This is a genomic window from Achromobacter xylosoxidans (assembly GCF_002192695.1).
Taxonomy (GTDB): domain Bacteria; phylum Pseudomonadota; class Gammaproteobacteria; order Burkholderiales; family Burkholderiaceae_B; genus Achromobacter; species Achromobacter xylosoxidans_C.
In genome coordinates, this window is the sequence record NZ_MTLG01000011.1 from 58,202 (window position 1) to 72,766 (window position 14,565).

Annotated in this window: 14 protein-coding genes; 6 read left to right on the top strand and 8 right to left on the bottom strand. The window is 65.7% G+C overall.

Translation table 11 applies throughout. The annotated features are described in order from the left end of the window. Positions 1 to 33 precede the first annotated feature (33 nt). The 3 genes from BRO63_RS02735 to BRO63_RS02745 all read right to left on the bottom strand — a co-directional run bounded on the left by BRO63_RS02735 (position 34) and on the right by BRO63_RS02745 (position 2,920). Complete coding sequence (locus BRO63_RS02735) at positions 34 to 1,515, bottom strand: DEAD/DEAH box helicase (protein ID WP_088138423.1); 1,482 nt, start codon at positions 1,513 to 1,515, stop codon at positions 34 to 36. A 323-nt stretch (positions 1,516 to 1,838) separates the two neighbouring features. After that, on the bottom strand, positions 1,839 to 2,174 hold the full coding sequence (locus BRO63_RS02740; protein WP_088138424.1) for an AzlD domain-containing protein: 336 nt from the start codon (positions 2,172 to 2,174) through the stop codon (positions 1,839 to 1,841). After that, entirely contained in the window at positions 2,171 to 2,920 is a 750-nt protein-coding gene (locus BRO63_RS02745) for an AzlC family ABC transporter permease (RefSeq protein WP_179215025.1), read from the bottom strand. The genes BRO63_RS02740 and BRO63_RS02745 overlap by 4 nt, the downstream gene beginning before the upstream one ends. A 195-nt stretch (positions 2,921 to 3,115) precedes the next feature. Between BRO63_RS02745 and BRO63_RS02750 the strand changes: the two genes are divergently transcribed. The 4 genes from BRO63_RS02750 to BRO63_RS02765 all read left to right on the top strand — a co-directional run bounded on the left by BRO63_RS02750 (position 3,116) and on the right by BRO63_RS02765 (position 5,913). Continuing rightward, positions 3,116 to 4,036 (top strand): branched-chain amino acid transaminase, encoded by a 921-nt coding sequence (locus BRO63_RS02750; protein WP_088138425.1) that lies wholly within the window; start codon positions 3,116 to 3,118, stop codon positions 4,034 to 4,036. A gap of 77 nt (positions 4,037 to 4,113) precedes the next feature. Further along, positions 4,114 to 4,335 (top strand): zinc-finger domain-containing protein, encoded by a 222-nt coding sequence (locus BRO63_RS02755; RefSeq protein WP_059371641.1) that lies wholly within the window; start codon positions 4,114 to 4,116, stop codon positions 4,333 to 4,335. A gap of 37 nt (positions 4,336 to 4,372) precedes the next feature. After that, positions 4,373 to 4,795: a YybH family protein gene (locus BRO63_RS02760; protein ID WP_088138426.1), complete on the top strand. Its 423-nt coding sequence runs from the start codon at positions 4,373 to 4,375 to the stop codon at positions 4,793 to 4,795. Positions 4,796 to 4,812: 17 nt separating this feature from the next. Further along, a complete protein-coding gene (locus tag BRO63_RS02765; protein WP_088138427.1) occupies positions 4,813 to 5,913 on the top strand; it encodes a YheT family hydrolase in 1,101 nt (366 codons plus the stop codon). Between the two features lie 30 nt (positions 5,914 to 5,943). On the opposite strand, the gene BRO63_RS02770 is transcribed toward BRO63_RS02765, so the two are convergent. After that, entirely contained in the window at positions 5,944 to 7,470 is a 1,527-nt protein-coding gene (locus BRO63_RS02770; RefSeq protein WP_088138428.1) for a M48 family metalloprotease, read from the bottom strand. A gap of 57 nt (positions 7,471 to 7,527) precedes the next feature. On the opposite strand from BRO63_RS02770, the gene galU reads away from it, so the two are divergent. Beyond that, positions 7,528 to 8,379 (top strand): UTP--glucose-1-phosphate uridylyltransferase GalU, encoded by an 852-nt coding sequence (gene galU / locus BRO63_RS02775; RefSeq protein WP_088138429.1) that lies wholly within the window; start codon positions 7,528 to 7,530, stop codon positions 8,377 to 8,379. 28 nt (positions 8,380 to 8,407) lie between these two features. Here galU and BRO63_RS02780 read toward each other — a convergent pair whose 3' ends face one another. Together BRO63_RS02780 and BRO63_RS02785 are read right to left on the bottom strand one after the other, a co-directional pair. Then, the gene (locus tag BRO63_RS02780) at positions 8,408 to 9,853 is read right to left on the bottom strand and encodes an amino acid permease (protein WP_088138430.1); all 1,446 of its coding nucleotides are present in this window, start codon (positions 9,851 to 9,853) and stop codon (positions 8,408 to 8,410) included. An 84-nt stretch (positions 9,854 to 9,937) separates the two neighbouring features. Then, a complete protein-coding gene (locus tag BRO63_RS02785; protein ID WP_088138431.1) occupies positions 9,938 to 11,353 on the bottom strand; it encodes an NAD(P)/FAD-dependent oxidoreductase in 1,416 nt (471 codons plus the stop codon). 220 nt (positions 11,354 to 11,573) lie between these two features. Here BRO63_RS02785 and BRO63_RS02790 point away from each other — a divergent pair, with 220 nt between their 5' ends. Continuing rightward, positions 11,574 to 12,422 carry a MerR family transcriptional regulator gene (locus BRO63_RS02790; RefSeq protein WP_088138432.1) on the top strand — a complete coding sequence of 283 codons (849 nt, stop codon included), beginning with the start codon at positions 11,574 to 11,576 and terminating at the stop codon, positions 12,420 to 12,422. Between the two features lie 31 nt (positions 12,423 to 12,453). Here BRO63_RS02790 and BRO63_RS02795 read toward each other — a convergent pair whose 3' ends face one another. Further along, positions 12,454 to 13,329 (bottom strand): cytochrome c oxidase assembly protein, encoded by an 876-nt coding sequence (locus tag BRO63_RS02795; protein WP_088138433.1) that lies wholly within the window; start codon positions 13,327 to 13,329, stop codon positions 12,454 to 12,456. 87 nt (positions 13,330 to 13,416) lie between these two features. After that, positions 13,417 to 14,520 carry a porin gene (locus BRO63_RS02800; protein WP_088138434.1) on the bottom strand — a complete coding sequence of 368 codons (1,104 nt, stop codon included), beginning with the start codon at positions 14,518 to 14,520 and terminating at the stop codon, positions 13,417 to 13,419. Positions 14,521 to 14,565: the final 45 nt, after the last annotated feature.

Consider the following 14,565-nt stretch of genomic DNA (forward strand, 5'->3'; position numbering starts at 1 on the left):
AAGGGCTTGCGGGTTTTTTCATGCAGGCGCTAGTCAGGGCTTGCGGCTGCCGCCCAGCAGGACAGCGACCTGGCGCTTGGGCGCGGAGGATGCGCCATTGGTCCTGGGCGCCGGCTCTTCAGCCGGAGCCGACGGGGCCGAGGGTTCGTAGGGCTTCAAGAAGAAGTCATCCACGGGCTGGCGCGGCGCGCCGGAAGAATAGCCGGAACGGCGGTCGGACGAACGGCCGCGATCACCACGGCCGTCACGGCCTTCACGACCCTCGCGGCCTTCGCGCGGGGACGAGCCGCGGCGCTCGTCGCTGCGGCGGTGGCTGCGCGCGACCAGGTCGGCCGGAACATCCAGCGTGCCGCGCGGCACTTCGCGCTTGATGAGTTTTTCGATGTCGAGCAGGAAACGCTCTTCGTCGGGCGTGAACAAGGCAATGGCCTCGCCCGACGCGCCCGCGCGGCCCGTGCGGCCGATGCGGTGCACGTAGTCTTCGGCGTTGTACGGCAGGTCGTAGTTGATGACGCAGGGCACGCCGGCCACGTCCAGGCCGCGCGCAGCCACATCAGTGGCCACCAGCACTTCCAGTTCGCCGGCCTTGAAGGCTTCCAGCGCCTTCATGCGGTCGGCCTGCGTCTTGTCGCCGTGGATGGATTCGGCCTTGACGCCGTCGCGTTCCAGGTCGCGGGCCAGCCGCGCCGTGCCGATCTTGGTGTTGGAGAACACGATGACCTGGTTCAGGCCGCGCGACTTCACCAGATGCACGACCGCGGCGCGCTTGGCATCGCTGGGCATCTTGTAGGCGATCTGGGTGATCGTGTTGGCCGTGGCGTTGCGCGCCGCGACTTCGATCTCTACCGGTTGATTCAGGTACGAACGTCCGAGCTTGCGGATTTCATTGCTGAACGTGGCGGAGAACAGCAGGCCCTGGCGCTGCGCCGGCAGCAGGCGGATGATGCGTTCCAGGTCGGGCAGAAAGCCCATGTCCAGCATGCGGTCGGCTTCGTCCAGCACCAGAATGCCGACCTGGCTCAGGTTCACGTTCTTCTGCTCGACGTGGTCGAGCAGGCGGCCGGGCGTGGCCACCAGCACTTCGCAACCGCGGCGCAGGGCTTCCTTCTGCGGACCGATATCCACGCCGCCGAAAACAACGGCCGAACGCAGCGGCGTCTGCTTGCTGTAGCGCTTGACGCTTTCGTAGACCTGGTCGGCCAGTTCGCGCGTGGGCGTCAGGATCAGCGCGCGCACCGGATGGCGCGCGGGCGATGCGCTGGTGTTGGCCAAGGGCATCAAGCGGTGCAGGATGGGCAGCGTGAAGGCAGCCGTCTTGCCGGTGCCGGTCTGCGCGGCGCCCATGACATCGCGCCCTTCCACCACGACGGGAATGGCCTGGGCCTGGATGGGCGTGGGCGTGGTGTAGCCGGTTTCGGCGATGGACTGCAGCAGCAGAGGATGCAGCCCGAAATCGGTGAACGTCGGCGCGGGTGCGTCAGCGGCAGGTGCTACGGATTGAGTGGATTCAGTCATCAGGGTTAGGCAGATACCGGGACCAGTGAAAAAGAACAAAACGAGAGTGCTACGCGCACTGCACTACATATGCATCGGAACAGCCTGAACACGCGCAATCCGCATCCTGCGTTGCAGGCCAGGCGGCGCATTCTGGATTCGATACTTATGAGGGCAGTACCAGGCCCGGATTGCTGTGGATAACATGATTTTAGCGCAGCCGCATTACCACACGGTCCGACGTCGGTTCGAAAGGCATTGCAAACGCCTTCCGCCGGCCGCCAGGAAGCGCCCGCCGGGCATACCAGGAGCGTCCACTGAGTGGACGCTTTTGGTCAAAACCGTCAACCGGCCAGCCAGCGCAGGCCCCACAGGGCCAGCATGCCCACGATGATGACCAGCACCGCGCTACGCGTACGCAGGAAAACCAGCACGGCGACCACGCCCGCGACCAGCTTGTAGTCGAACACCGGCCCCAGGCCAGCCTTCCAGGGCAGCAGGTCCGGCACGATGATGGCGGTCAGGGCGGCCGCGGGCGCATAGCGCAAGGCCCGCCGCACGCCTTCCGGCAGGGGGATGTAATCGCCGAACAGCATGAAGCCGGCGCGCGTCAGCACACTGCACAGCGCCAGCAGCAGGATGGCGGAATAGACGTAGATTTCGGCGGGCCAGAGGGTCATGCGCGGGCCTTGAAGTAGCGTTCCGCCCAGATGCCGGCGACCACGCCCGCCACCACGGCGGCGGCCAGGCCCAGGCGCAGCGGCAGGACCTGCCCGGTCCAGGCGACCACGCCGGCGGCCAGCATGGAAATCAGCATGGGCTTGGTGTTGGCCAGCGGCACCGTAATGGCCAGCAGCGCCAGCACCGCGGCGAAGTCCAGCGACCAGCCCGTGGGCACCATGGTGCCGAGATAGATGCCGACAATGGAGGACGTCTGCCAGACGAACCAGCCTGGCGCGATGGCGCCCAGGAAGAACCAGAGCTGTTCGCGCGTGCCGCGCACGGCCGCATCGCCATAGCGCGGCATGAACAGCACGAAACCCATGTCGGTCGTGAAATACCCGAGCCCCAGCCGCTTGGGCCAGGACAGATGGCGGAAATAGGGGTGCAGCGCCGCGCCGAATATGAGAAAGCGCAGGTTCACCACGCAGCCGGCGGCGAAGATCAGCCAGAGCGGCGCGCCGGTGGCGATGAGCGGCAGGGAGGTCAGCTGGGCCGAGCCGGCGTAAAGCAGCAGGGTCATGGCCAGCGCCATGGTCTCCGTCAGGCCCGACTTGACCATGGCCACGCCGGTGACCAGCCCCCAGGTGGCGGTGGCGATCAGGGCGGGCACGATGGCGTGTACGCCTGCGCGGAAGGCGGTAACGCGTTCCTGGCGGACCGCGGCGGGGTCTTCGGTTTCAGGAAGCGCGGATTCAGAGGACAACGGCAGGCCCCTGGCGATTCGGACAGGACGACATGGAAACTCTAAGGAAAAGGAACGCACGACAACCCGTTCGCCCGCCGGGATCACTACGCGCGGGCCTGACGGCGCCGCGCCGGGGCGCGAATAGGCGCGTATTGTAACCTCGCTGCTTGATACAATACGGACCTCGAGATTCCTGGCTCTTGGGAGTAGACCATGTCGATGGCAGACCGCGACGGCTTCATCTGGTACGACGGCAAGCTCGTACCGTGGCGAGACGCGACCACGCACGTCCTGACGCACTCCCTGCACTACGGCCTGTCGGTGTTCGAGGGCGTGCGGGCCTACCGCTCCGAGATCGGCACCGCCATCTTCCGCCTCGAAGACCATACCAACCGCCTGTTCAATTCGGCGCACATCTACCAGATCCCCATGCCCTTCGATCGCGACACGATCAACGAAGCGCAGCGGACGGTCGTGCGCGAGAACCAGCTGGAAGCCGGCTACCTGCGCCCCCTGGTGTTCTATGGCCCCGAAAAAATGGGCGTATCGCCCAAGGGAGCCCGGGTGCACGTGGCCATCGCCGCCTGGCCCTGGGGCGCCTACCTGGGCGAAGAAGCGCTGTCCGCGGGCATCCGCGTCAAGGTGTCCTCATTCGCGCGCCAGCACGTGAACGTCACCATGCCGCGCGCCAAGGTGGCCACCACCTACGCCAACTCGATCCTGGCCAATACCGAGGCACTGCAGGACGGCTACGACGAAGCCCTGCTGCTGGACACCGAAGGCTTCGTGGCCGAGGGCTCGGGCGAGAACCTCTTCATCGTCAAGGACGGGGTGCTCTGCGAGCCCGAGATCGCCTCCGCCCTGACCGGCATTACCCGCTCCACCATCCATGCGCTGGCCGCAGACCTGGGCCTGCGCGTGGTGACCAAGCGCCTGACGCGCGACGACGTCTACATCGCCGACGAGGCGTTCTTCACCGGCACGGCCGCCGAAGTGACGCCCATCCGCGAGGTGGACAACCGCCAGATCGGCAGCGGCCGGCGCGGCCCGATCACGGAGAAGCTGCAGAAAGCATTTTTTGACGTGGTGAATGGCCGCAACCCGAAGTACCATCACTGGCTGAGTAAAGTCTGATCCGCGCGGCCCGGTCCATGACCAGGCCGCATCATTGCCCCAACCTGCCGTTTACCGGTTTTTTTTCAGGAATATCCATGACCGCTGCTGCTCCGGCCGCCGTCCCCCACCCCCACGAAGTCATCGAGGTCGGCGCCGACGACCTGCCCGTGTTCTGTCCGGGCCCCAAGGCGCCGCTCTGGAGCATGCACCCGCGCGTGTTCCTGGACGTGGCCCGCACCGGCTCCGCCAGCTGCGCCTACTGCGGCGCTGAGTACCGCCTGAAGCCCGGCACCGTGCTGCACGGCCACGGGCACTGAGTCACCCGCTCTACAACGCCCACCCGTTTCCGCCACCATGTTCGCCACGCCCGAAGAAGCAGAACACGCGTTCTACGAAGCCCTCGATCAGGCGGACGTCGTTCGCCTGATGCAAGTCTGGGCGGACGACGAGGAAGTCGTCTGCATCCACCCGGGAGGCCTGCGCATCGTCGGCCATTCGGCGGTGCAGGACTCCTGGCAGCAGGTGCTGGCCAACGGCCCCTTGCACGTGCGCCCTTTACGGCCGCTGGTCATGCTGAGCATGATGTGCGCGGTGCACGTGCTGGTGGAACAAGTGGCGGTGCAGACGCGGGAAGGCACGCAATTCGCCAATTGCTACGCCACCAACATCTACCACAAGGGCCCGACCGGCTGGCGCATGGTCATGCACCATGCCTCGCCGGCGCCCACGGAAGCCGGGGTGCTCGACTTGCACGACGTACCCGACATGCTGCACTGAATCGGGTGGATTCTTAGTTGGCCGCTGCTCGTCTTGATACCACGCCCTGCCCCGTTCCCTCCTGGTTGCCCGGAGGCGACAGCCAGACGGTTTATGCCGCCCTGTTCGCGCAGTATCACCGCATCGCGTTCGTGCGCGAACGGGTGGACACGCCCGACACCGATTTCGTCGACTTCGACTGGACCGGCCCGGGCCTGTTCCCGCACAAGGCCGCCGACGGCGCGCCCGTCAGCGGCCAGCGCCCGGTTGCCAATGGCAAGACCGCCGCGGCCAGGTGGATGACCGATGCGGACTGGAAGTCCCTGCCGCATACGCCCGACACTCCCGCCCTGATCCTGTTCCATGGCCTGGAAGGCGGCAGCAACAGCCGCTATGCGCAGTCCATCGCGCATCATTTCCGCGCGCGCGGCTGGATCGTGGTGATCGCGCATTTCCGAGGCTGTTCCGGCGTGCCCAACCGCCTGGCCCGCGCCTACTATTCCGGCGACTCGGCCGAGGTCGGCTTCATGCTGGAAACCGTGCGCCAGCGCATCCCGCATGCGCGCTGGCATGCGGTCGGCGTCTCGCTGGGCGGCAACGCGCTGCTCAAGTACCTGGGCGAACACCAGGAGGACACCGGCTGGCTGACGGCCTGCGCGGGCGTTTCCGTGCCGCTGGACCTGGTGGCTTGCGGCAAGACCCTGTCCACCGGCATATTCAACCGTAGGGTCTACACCGGCCATTTCCTGAAGACGCTCAAGCACAAGGTGCTGGAGAAGGCGCATCGCTATCCCGGCGCCGTCGACGTCATGCGCATCGCGCATGCGCACGACCTGCGCGAATTCGACGACACCTACACCGCGCCCATGCATGGCTTTCGCAATGCGCTGGATTACTGGACGCGCGCGTCCAGCAAGCCCTGGCTGCCCAAGATATCGGTGCCCACGCTGGTGCTCAATGCCCGCAACGACCCGTTCGTGCCGGCGGCGTCGCTGCCTACGCCCCAGGAATGCTCGTCCAGCATCCTGCTGCACCAGCCGACGGATGGCGGCCATGCCGGTTTTCCGACCGGCAGCTTCCCGGCCCACCTGAATTGGCTGCCGCAGCGCCTGGGACGCTTCTTCGAAACCGGCCAGTAGGGCGCGCCGGCGCCCTGCCCGGCCCGGCGCTCAGCCCGACTTGAAGCGTTCCAGCAACTGGCGCTCTTCGGCCAGCTTGTCCTTCACTTCCTTGATCTGCACGTCGATCTGCGACTGCTCGTAGAAGTCGGTGGACATGTTGCGCGCCTGCTGCAGCTGCGATTCCGCGGCGGCGTATGCCCCTGTCATGACGTAAAAGCGCGCCTGATCGCGGCGCGCGGCCACGGGCTTGCCGTTGCGGTCTTCGCTCTGCGCCAGCATCTGGTAGAGGCTGGGCTCGTCGCTGCCCCATTGCTTGATCTTGGCCCGCAGGTATTCCTGCGCGTCGGCGTGGCGGCCGACGCTTTGCAGCGCCTGGGCGTAGGCGATGCCCAGGGCGCGATAGCCGGGCCAGCGCTTGGTGCCGGCCTGGGCCAGCTCCAGCGCCCGGGGGTACTCCTTGCGGGCCAAGGCGATATCCACGCTGAGCTTGGCCAGCTGGGCCGAGCTGCGGCCGTCCGCGGACGCCAGGTTCCAGTTGCGCTCGGCCTCCGCCAGGTTGTTGCGCTGGAACGCCTGCAGCGCCAGGCCGTAGTAGGCGGCCGACTTGCGCACGCCGGACAGCGCCTGGGCCTCGTCCTGCAATTGCTGGCCGGCGGTGCGCAGGCTGACCGCGTCGCGGCCCTGCACCACGCGCATCTTGGCGCGTATGTACCAGAAGTCGTCGCTATCCACGTGGCGAGCCACGGGGGACTGGTTGCGCACCCGGTTCTGCACGTCCGACATGCGCTCGATGGACAGCGGGTGGGTGCTGGCCCATGAGCCGCCGCCCGCTCCTTCGTTCAGGCGCGACGCGTTCATCAGGCGCCCGAACATCTGCGCCATGCCCTCGGCGTCATAGCCCGCCTTGGTCAGCATCTGCAGCCCGGCCCGGTCGGCCTCGCGTTCCGCATCGCGGGAAAAGCCCAGCTGGCGGTTGATGGCCGCGGCCTGGCCGAATGCCGCCACACCCACCGCCAGATTGCCGCCGCCCCCGGCCAAGGCCGCCAACAGCGCCCCCGCCAAGCTGGCCAGCATCACCATGCTGTTCTGGTTCTGCTGGGTCATGCCGCGGGCGATGTGGCGCTGCACGACGTGGCCGATTTCGTGCGCCAACACCGCGGCCAGCTCGGACTCGCTGGCCGAAGCCACGATCAGGCCGGTATTGACGCCGATGAAGCCGCCGGGCATGGCGAAGGCGTTGATTTCAGGGTCGCGCACGCCGAACATCTCGACCTCGGGGACTCCACCGGGCGCGAAAGCCGCCAGCTTGCGCCCCATGGTGGTGAGGTACTGGCTGAGTTCGGAATCGTCGACATAGGTCGGATCGCGCCGCCCCTGGGCCATGATGGCCTCGCCCAGGCTGCGCTCCAGCGCGGGGGACAGTTCGGCCGCGGAGGCCGCGCCCATTGAAGGCAGGCCCACGGGCTGCGCCCAGGCGGAAATGGGGATGGCGGGCATGGCCAGGGCCACGGACAGGCCGACGATTGCGCCCCGTTTCGCAATCGAGCAAATGGATGGCTTTTTCCTGCGGTTCATAAGCCTATGATAGCGATGCGCTTAAAATGTTTCATCGATAGCCCCAACGAGGTCTCAATGCGTCCTGTCCGTAAAGCTGTTTTCCCTGTTGCCGGCATGGGTACGCGCTTCCTGCCCGCCACCAAGGCGATGCCCAAGGAAATGCTGCCCGTCGTCGACAAGCCGCTGATCCAATATGCCGTGGAAGAAGCCGTGGCCGCCGGGATCACCGATCTTATTTTCGTGACAGGGCGCAACAAGCGCGCCATCGAAGACCACTTCGACTCCGCGCCGGAACTCGAATCGGACCTGGAAAGCAAGGGCAAGCACGAGCTTCTGGCCATGGTGCGGGGCATTCTACCCGCGCATGTGAATTGCCTCTATATCCGTCAGTCGGCTCCGCTGGGGCTGGGCCATGCCGTGCTGTCCGCCGCGCCGGCGGTGGGCGACGAACCCTTTGCCGTGCTGCTTGCCGACGACCTGATCGACTCCGACCAGCCGGCGCTCAAGCAACTGATCGACGTGGCCGTGACGCAGAACGCCAGCGTGCTGGGGGTGCAGGACGTACCGCGCGCCGATACCCGCAAGTACGGCATCGTGGCCACCCGCCAGGGAGATGCCAGCGCCAATGGCCGCACGGAACGCGTCACCCATATCGTGGAAAAACCCGACCCCGAAGCCGCGCCGTCGACGCTGGCCGTGGTCGGCCGCTACGTGCTGGAAGCCGCGATCTTCGACCACCTGCGCTCGACCAAGATGGGCGCCGGCAACGAGATCCAGCTGACCGACGGCATCGCCTCGCTGATGCGCGAGCGCGCCGTGTATGCGCACCGCTATGAAGGCGTGCGCTACGACTGCGGCAGCAAGGCGGGCATGTTCCAGGCCACCGTGGCGCTAGGCAAGAAGTATCACGGCCTGCTGCCGGAATAGCCGCAAGCCTGCGGCTATTGATGCCGCGTCAAGGCTTGAGCGCCGCGGCCTCGCTCCGGCCGTTCAAGCCTTGCCCCAGAATTCCGCGCGCTGCGGGCTCCTGGGCCCTCGGTCCGCCGATGCCGAAACGCTGCGCCGCCACGCCCATCAGGACGATTACAACGCCCAGCGCGGACGTATATAGCACCTCCTGGCGGTACGTACCTTCCAGCACCATCGTCAGCAAGGCTGCGCAGATGAACAGGATGACCGCCCAGGTCAGCCAGGGAAACAACCACATCTTCAACTTCAGCTCGACTCCCTGAGCCTGCAGGCGCTGCCGCATGCGCAGTTGGCAGCATGCGATGGTCAGGTAGACAAACAGCGCCACGCAGCCCGTGGTTTGCATGAGGACGTCGTACAGGTCCATCGAGGACGTCGCCATCATGTAGACGGCAACGAATGCAAACACGCTGGATATGACCACGCCCACGTACGGCGCACCGGACGAAGCGCCGGTAATGGCCATGATGCGATGCGCGTCGCCGCGGCGGGCCAATGAATAGAGCATGCGCGACGAGACATACAGCGCCGAGTTGAAGCAGCTGCAGACCGACGTCAGCACGATGGCGTTGACGATCAATTGCGCGTAGGGAATGCCCATCGCGTCCAGCACCACGTTGTAGCTGCCACGCGTCGGGTCGACCAGGGCGGGCGTGTCATAGGGCACCAGGCAAACCACCAGAAAGATGGACCCTACATAGAACAGGCAGATCCGCCAGACCACCGATCGGATGGCTTTCACGATTTGGCCGCCGGGCTCAGAGGTCTCACCCGCCGCCACCGTGACGACTTCCGCGCCCATCATGGCAAACATGATGCCCAGCAATGCGGTGACCACGGCGCCAGGCCCATTGGGCATGAACCCCCGATCGGTGAGATTGGACATGCCACCGGCATCGCCAAAGGGCCACAGGTGCACAACCGCCAGCGTTCCAACCACCAGGAACAAGACGATGGCCACCACTTTGATCAAGCCGAACCAAAACTCGAATTCCCCGTAGTTTTTGACGTTCATGAAGTTGACGCCTATCAACCCAAGCGTCAGGAGCAGCGCATAGACCCAATTGGGCGCCACGGGGAACCAGCCATGCAGAATCTGTCCCGCGACATAGGCTTCCCACCCCATCAGCAGCGCCCAGAAGTACCAATACAGCCAACCGATGGTGAAACCGGCCCAGCGCCCGATGGCACGATCCGCGTAGGTCGAAAAAGAGCCGGTATCGGGCTGGGCCACGGCCATCTCGCCCAACATGCGCATGACCAGAAACACCAGGACCCCGCCGCCCAGATAGGCCAGGATCACCGCGGGTCCGGCCAGCGCGATCTGCTTGCCGGACCCCACAAACAAGGCTGCGCCGATGACCCCAGCAATGGAAATCATCGTCATGTGGCGCGATTGCAGCCCACCCTTGAGTCCCTCACCCTTAGACATGCTTTCTCCTTTGACCGCGCCCCCGGTATGGAACGCGCTTGTTTTGTTTTTCCTGCGCAGGCCTGATGCGCGGCGCGCTTGACGCTAGTCTTCAAGCCCTGCGGGCGCCAACCCCGCCAGGAGCACGTCAAGCCAGCGCGGCGCGAGATCCCGCGCTTCACGCTCTTCCTTTCTGCGTACGGCGTTGCGGACCAGCGAACCGCCGAAGTACTTGATGGGTTCGGGCGGAAACCGCTTGGGCTTGCGGCCGACCAGGGCACAGCGGCGCCACGAATCGTTGCGATCCAGGGCCAGGCTCGCCAGGATCCTGCCGCCCAACAGGCTGGGAGCGACGCCGTTGCCGCTCCAACCTACGCCGTAGTGGATGTGCCCGGTACCGGCCAAGGTCCCGAAAACGGGCAGGCTGTCGTAGGTCCGGTCGATCGGACCCGACCACGCATGCGAGACGCGCACATCGGCAAGCGTCGGGTAGGCGCGGCGGAAATCCTGTTCCGCCATCAGGCAGCTTTCTTCGTGGCGGCTGAAGGTGGCGTCGATGGCGCCGCCCCGGGAAAGCGCCCCCGTACCCTTGCCGTACGCGATCCGCCCGTCCCTTGTGGTCCGGTAGTACCCGACCATCAACTGCGAGTCGGTGATCGCTTCGCCTCTCGTCCAGCCCAGGGAAGCCAGGCGCTCGGGGATCGCCTGCGTCACGACGATGGAACTGTTGACGGGCACGATCAGCCTTGAGATTTCAGGAATGGCCGCGGCCCATGCGTTCGTCGCCAACACGACGCTTTTGGCCAGTATCGTGCCCGAGGCGCTGCGGATCACCGCCGGATAGCCGTGGCTCAACTCCAGCACCGGCGTGTTTTCATGGATCACGATGCCGCGCTCCAGGGCCACTCTGCGCATGCCTCGCACCAGCCGTGCCGGCTGCACCGTGGCGTTGCCGCGCTCGAACACGCCGGCCCTGTGCATGCGAGACCCGGTTCGACGAGCGACGTGCTCCGGCAGCACGTGCTCGAAGGGACGCGCGCCGACCCGGGCGCAGGCCTGGAGCGTGCCCTCCCATGACTCCTGTTGCGCATCGGAAGTTGCAGTCCAGAGCCAGCCCCCGCGGCGAAAGTGCGCATCGATGCGATGGCGGCCGCAGAACTGTTCGATTTCATCGATGGCGCGTTCCGAGGCCCGGGCCAGGAACAGCGCATCGTCGACACCCGCGAACGCAAGCAGCGAAGCGATCTTCGGCCACCAGGACATGGCCATGCCGCCGTTGCGCCCTGAAGCGCCCCCGCCGCAGACGTCCCGTTCCAGGACCACGACCTTGGAATGAGGACTGAGTTCCTTGATGCTCAACGCCGTCCACAGGCCTACATAGCCTCCACCGATAATCACTATGTCGGCGGCCTGACTTCCGGTCAGCGGCGCACTTGCTTGCAAGGCGGGTTCCGCCTCCTGCATCCAGAAGCTGCGTTGCAGAAAAGGCTCTGCTTGGCTTGTAGGGTGTGAAATGATCATGAGTAAGCGGCTCGATCCGGCCGCGCTTTGGGTTAAATATATCTACATAATTTCTGTAGGTCTGAATCCTATCGAAGCTGATTTTCAGGAAAAATAGGGGCTTTCCCCGATATATCCGGCCCCATCACGAAGGGTCGGATTTATATAATTTATCTATATATATTCTGTATGCTTCGCCACACCGGTCCATCCACCGCGCCAGCCCAGGAACTTCACTTGCATGTCTGAGTATCGAATCGGCGACGTTGCGCGCCTCACGGGCACGAACATCTCGACGCTGCGGCTATGGGAGCAGCACGGCCTCCTCGTTCCGGCGCGCACCGAAACGGGACAGCGCATCTACTCAGATGCGGATCTGGCCCGGGTATCCCATATCGTTCGTCTGCGGCAGATCAACGGCCTGAACATGCCCGCGATCCGCCGCGTACTGGATGAGTCGCAGGCCGGATCAGCGTCCATGGCGCCACCATCGCCTGCCTCGGGCGCGACGGCATCTCAAGCCCGCGAAATAGCTGACGCCGCCGCGCTCGGACTGCGCTTTCGCACCGCGCGCCGAAGCGCTGATTTGTCGTTGAAAGAGGCGTCAGACGAAACCAGCCTGCCCGTGTCCTTCATTTCCACTTTTGAACGGACGGGCCGAGGGGCCACCGTCGCGAGCCTGAAGCTGCTCGCCACCTGTTATGGCACGTCGCTGACGGCCCTGTCGGAAGTGTCGCCCAAGCCATCGCGCAACGCGGCGGAGGTCGTGCGCAAGGGCCAGGAAATACACGCCCCGTCGTTCGGCGCGGGCATCCAGATCCTGCAGCTCGCAACCAGCCTGCCCTCGCTCGACTGCCAGAAATGGGTCCTGGCGCCGGGCGCCCGCAGTGAAGGCGCCTATACGCACCATGGAGAGGAGTGCATCCACGTCATCGCCGGCGAATTCAGCATTACGGTCGATCTGGCGGCGCCCGTGACCCTGCGCGCCGGAGACAGCATCTCGTTCCTGAGCGGACGGCCCCACTCGTGGAAAGTCGTCGGCGAGCAAACCGTGGAGCTGTTCTGGGTCAATACGCCGAAGAGCTTCTGAGCCCGACGGCATACGCCCCTCCCGTGGTTTCTCAAGCCGAAGCGGCGCGGGTGCGAGCCTTGGAACGGGCCAGCGCATCGCGATCCGCCTTGCGCAAGCGCCCCTTGGCCGACAGGCGCATCAAGGTTCCCAGGGCCACCATCAGGCCGATCACCTCGACCAGCGCCGCCGGAATCCACATGGTCAGGCCGCCTATGGTCTGGTCGGTCTGGGCCGACATGGCGATGGCCCGGCCGCATAGCTCGAACAGCGGATAGATATCGCTTTCGGTGAAGGCGATGACCGCCCCCGCCACCATCTGCGGCAACATCGTCAGCACGGGCGAAATGACCCGGCCGCCCGGCGTCATGGCCGCCGGGGGCGCGGGCCTGCGGTCCAGGATCAGGTTCCAATACATGAAGCCGCTGATCACCACCGACCAGTTCATCAGGCGGTAGAGACGCCAGTCCAGCATGGAATAGAACTGCACCGACGGGATCAGCCAGACCAGCACCAGGAAGACGAACAGCGCCGGCACGAAGATCTTGTGGGTCAGCAGCGTCACCGTGGCGCGGCCGGCGCCCGTGCGCAGGAAGTCACGCAGCCGGATACGCCAGCGCATGGGCAGGCCCGCCCGCATGACCTGCCCCGGAAACGCCGCCATGACCAGCAGCGGCCCCAGATGGTGCAGCACCAGATGCTGGATGCGGTGGATGAAGAACATGCGCTCGGCGTAGTAGTCCAGCCGGGTGTGCATGGACAGGTACAGCAGCACCATGCCCGTCCAGAACAGGATGCGGCGGGCGGCGGTCACGTGATGGACCTTTTGGCCGCGCACGAACAGCACGATGGCCACCAGGAAGGAGGCCACCAGCGTGGGAGAAAACTCCCAGGGTATGAGCCATTCGAGACTATCCATGCAAACCATCCGGAAAACGTCGGGGCTGTACGAGGACGGGCGCGCTGCGCCGCACCCGCCGATTGTAGTTGACCCCGGCCCGCCCTTCCCCGGCGCTCAGAAACGGTGCGAAATGCCCGTGCCCACGCGCGTGGTGTGCGAATGGGCAGGATCGAACTGGTCGTCCAGCGTGTAGTTCGACGCGTAGCCGGCAAAAGCATAGAGCGTCGTGCGCGGGGACAGGCCGTAGGTATAGCCCAGAGTCACCACCTGCGCATTGCGCGCCGTCATGCCGTTGTCCCAATGCCAGTCCGGGTGCGCCAGCGACCATTGCAGCAGCACGGCGCCGGGCCCGACCGGCACGCTGGCGCCGACCAGCCAGGCATTGACCGTGCCGCCGCGCACGAAGGCGGCCGGCCCCAGGCCCATGCCCAGCCCGTCCGGATCGCCGCCGTCCAGCCCGACGTCGCCGTTGCGCTGGCGCGACCAGGCCAGGGACAGTTTCAGCACCTCGAAATCGTAGGAGACGCCCAGCTGCACCGCCTGCGGCCGGCCGTTGCTGCCCGGCGGGGCGTCGGCCAGGCGTAGCTGGTCCCAGGTGGCGACCGCCAGCAAGGGGCCGTCCTCGTATTTCAGGCCCAGGCTGAGCGCGCGGTTGTTGTTGGCGGTGCGGAAGCGCTCCTGGCCGTCGGCGTCGAAGGAATAGCCGATGCCGGCCTGAAACCCCTGCCAGACCGGGCTGTAGTAATTGACCAGGTTGCTGAACTGGTAGTTATCGGACGCCTTGAAGGTGGCGCCCATGCCCATTTCCTTCCAGGACGCGATTTCCAGGGAGTTGCCGTAGACCTGGCCTATCGTGTGCTGGCGCCCCAGCCGCAATTCTCCATAGCTGTCATGGCCCAGGCCGACCCAGGCGGCGTAGTTGAAAAGGCGGTCGTCGTCAGCCCGCTTGCCCGATGAGGGATCGAAGCCGCTTTCCAGCTGGAACCTGGCGCTCCAGCCCCCGCCCATGTCTTCCGCCCCCGTCAGGCCCCACAGCGAGTCGGTCAACCCGCCATTGAGCAGCCCGCCATGGCTGCCCTGCCCCGAGACCGTGGTGACGGCCACGCCCGCGTCCACCACGCCATACAGTCTCAGCCCCTGCGCGGTATCGGCGCCGCGCGCCGCCAGGGGAAGGGCCAGGCCCGCCGCCATCAGCGCGGCAAAAGTAGCGATTCTCATGCGTTTCTCCTTGCGCGGCGGGCTTGCGTCCGCCGCGGGCCTCAT

What these genes read in the sequence shown, in the direction of transcription:
- BRO63_RS02755 (WP_059371641.1), top strand. Translation starts at nt 4,114, where the DNA reads ATGACCGCTGCTGCTCCGGCCGCCGTCCCCCACCCCCACGAAGTCATC.
- BRO63_RS02800 (WP_088138434.1), bottom strand. Translation starts at nt 14,520, where the DNA reads ATGAGAATCGCTACTTTTGCCGCGCTGATGGCGGCGGGCCTGGCCCTT.
- galU (WP_088138429.1), top strand. Translation starts at nt 7,528, where the DNA reads ATGCGTCCTGTCCGTAAAGCTGTTTTCCCTGTTGCCGGCATGGGTACG.
- BRO63_RS02780 (WP_088138430.1), bottom strand. Translation starts at nt 9,853, where the DNA reads ATGTCTAAGGGTGAGGGACTCAAGGGTGGGCTGCAATCGCGCCACATG.
- BRO63_RS02770 (WP_088138428.1), bottom strand. Translation starts at nt 7,470, where the DNA reads ATGAACCGCAGGAAAAAGCCATCCATTTGCTCGATTGCGAAACGGGGC.
- BRO63_RS02735 (WP_088138423.1), bottom strand. Translation starts at nt 1,515, where the DNA reads ATGACTGAATCCACTCAATCCGTAGCACCTGCCGCTGACGCACCCGCG.
- BRO63_RS02785 (WP_088138431.1), bottom strand. Translation starts at nt 11,353, where the DNA reads ATGATCATTTCACACCCTACAAGCCAAGCAGAGCCTTTTCTGCAACGC.
- BRO63_RS02740 (WP_088138424.1), bottom strand. Translation starts at nt 2,174, where the DNA reads ATGACCCTCTGGCCCGCCGAAATCTACGTCTATTCCGCCATCCTGCTG.
- BRO63_RS02790 (WP_088138432.1), top strand. Translation starts at nt 11,574, where the DNA reads ATGTCTGAGTATCGAATCGGCGACGTTGCGCGCCTCACGGGCACGAAC.
- BRO63_RS02795 (WP_088138433.1), bottom strand. Translation starts at nt 13,329, where the DNA reads ATGGTTTGCATGGATAGTCTCGAATGGCTCATACCCTGGGAGTTTTCT.
- BRO63_RS02750 (WP_088138425.1), top strand. Translation starts at nt 3,116, where the DNA reads ATGTCGATGGCAGACCGCGACGGCTTCATCTGGTACGACGGCAAGCTC.
- BRO63_RS02760 (WP_088138426.1), top strand. Translation starts at nt 4,373, where the DNA reads ATGTTCGCCACGCCCGAAGAAGCAGAACACGCGTTCTACGAAGCCCTC.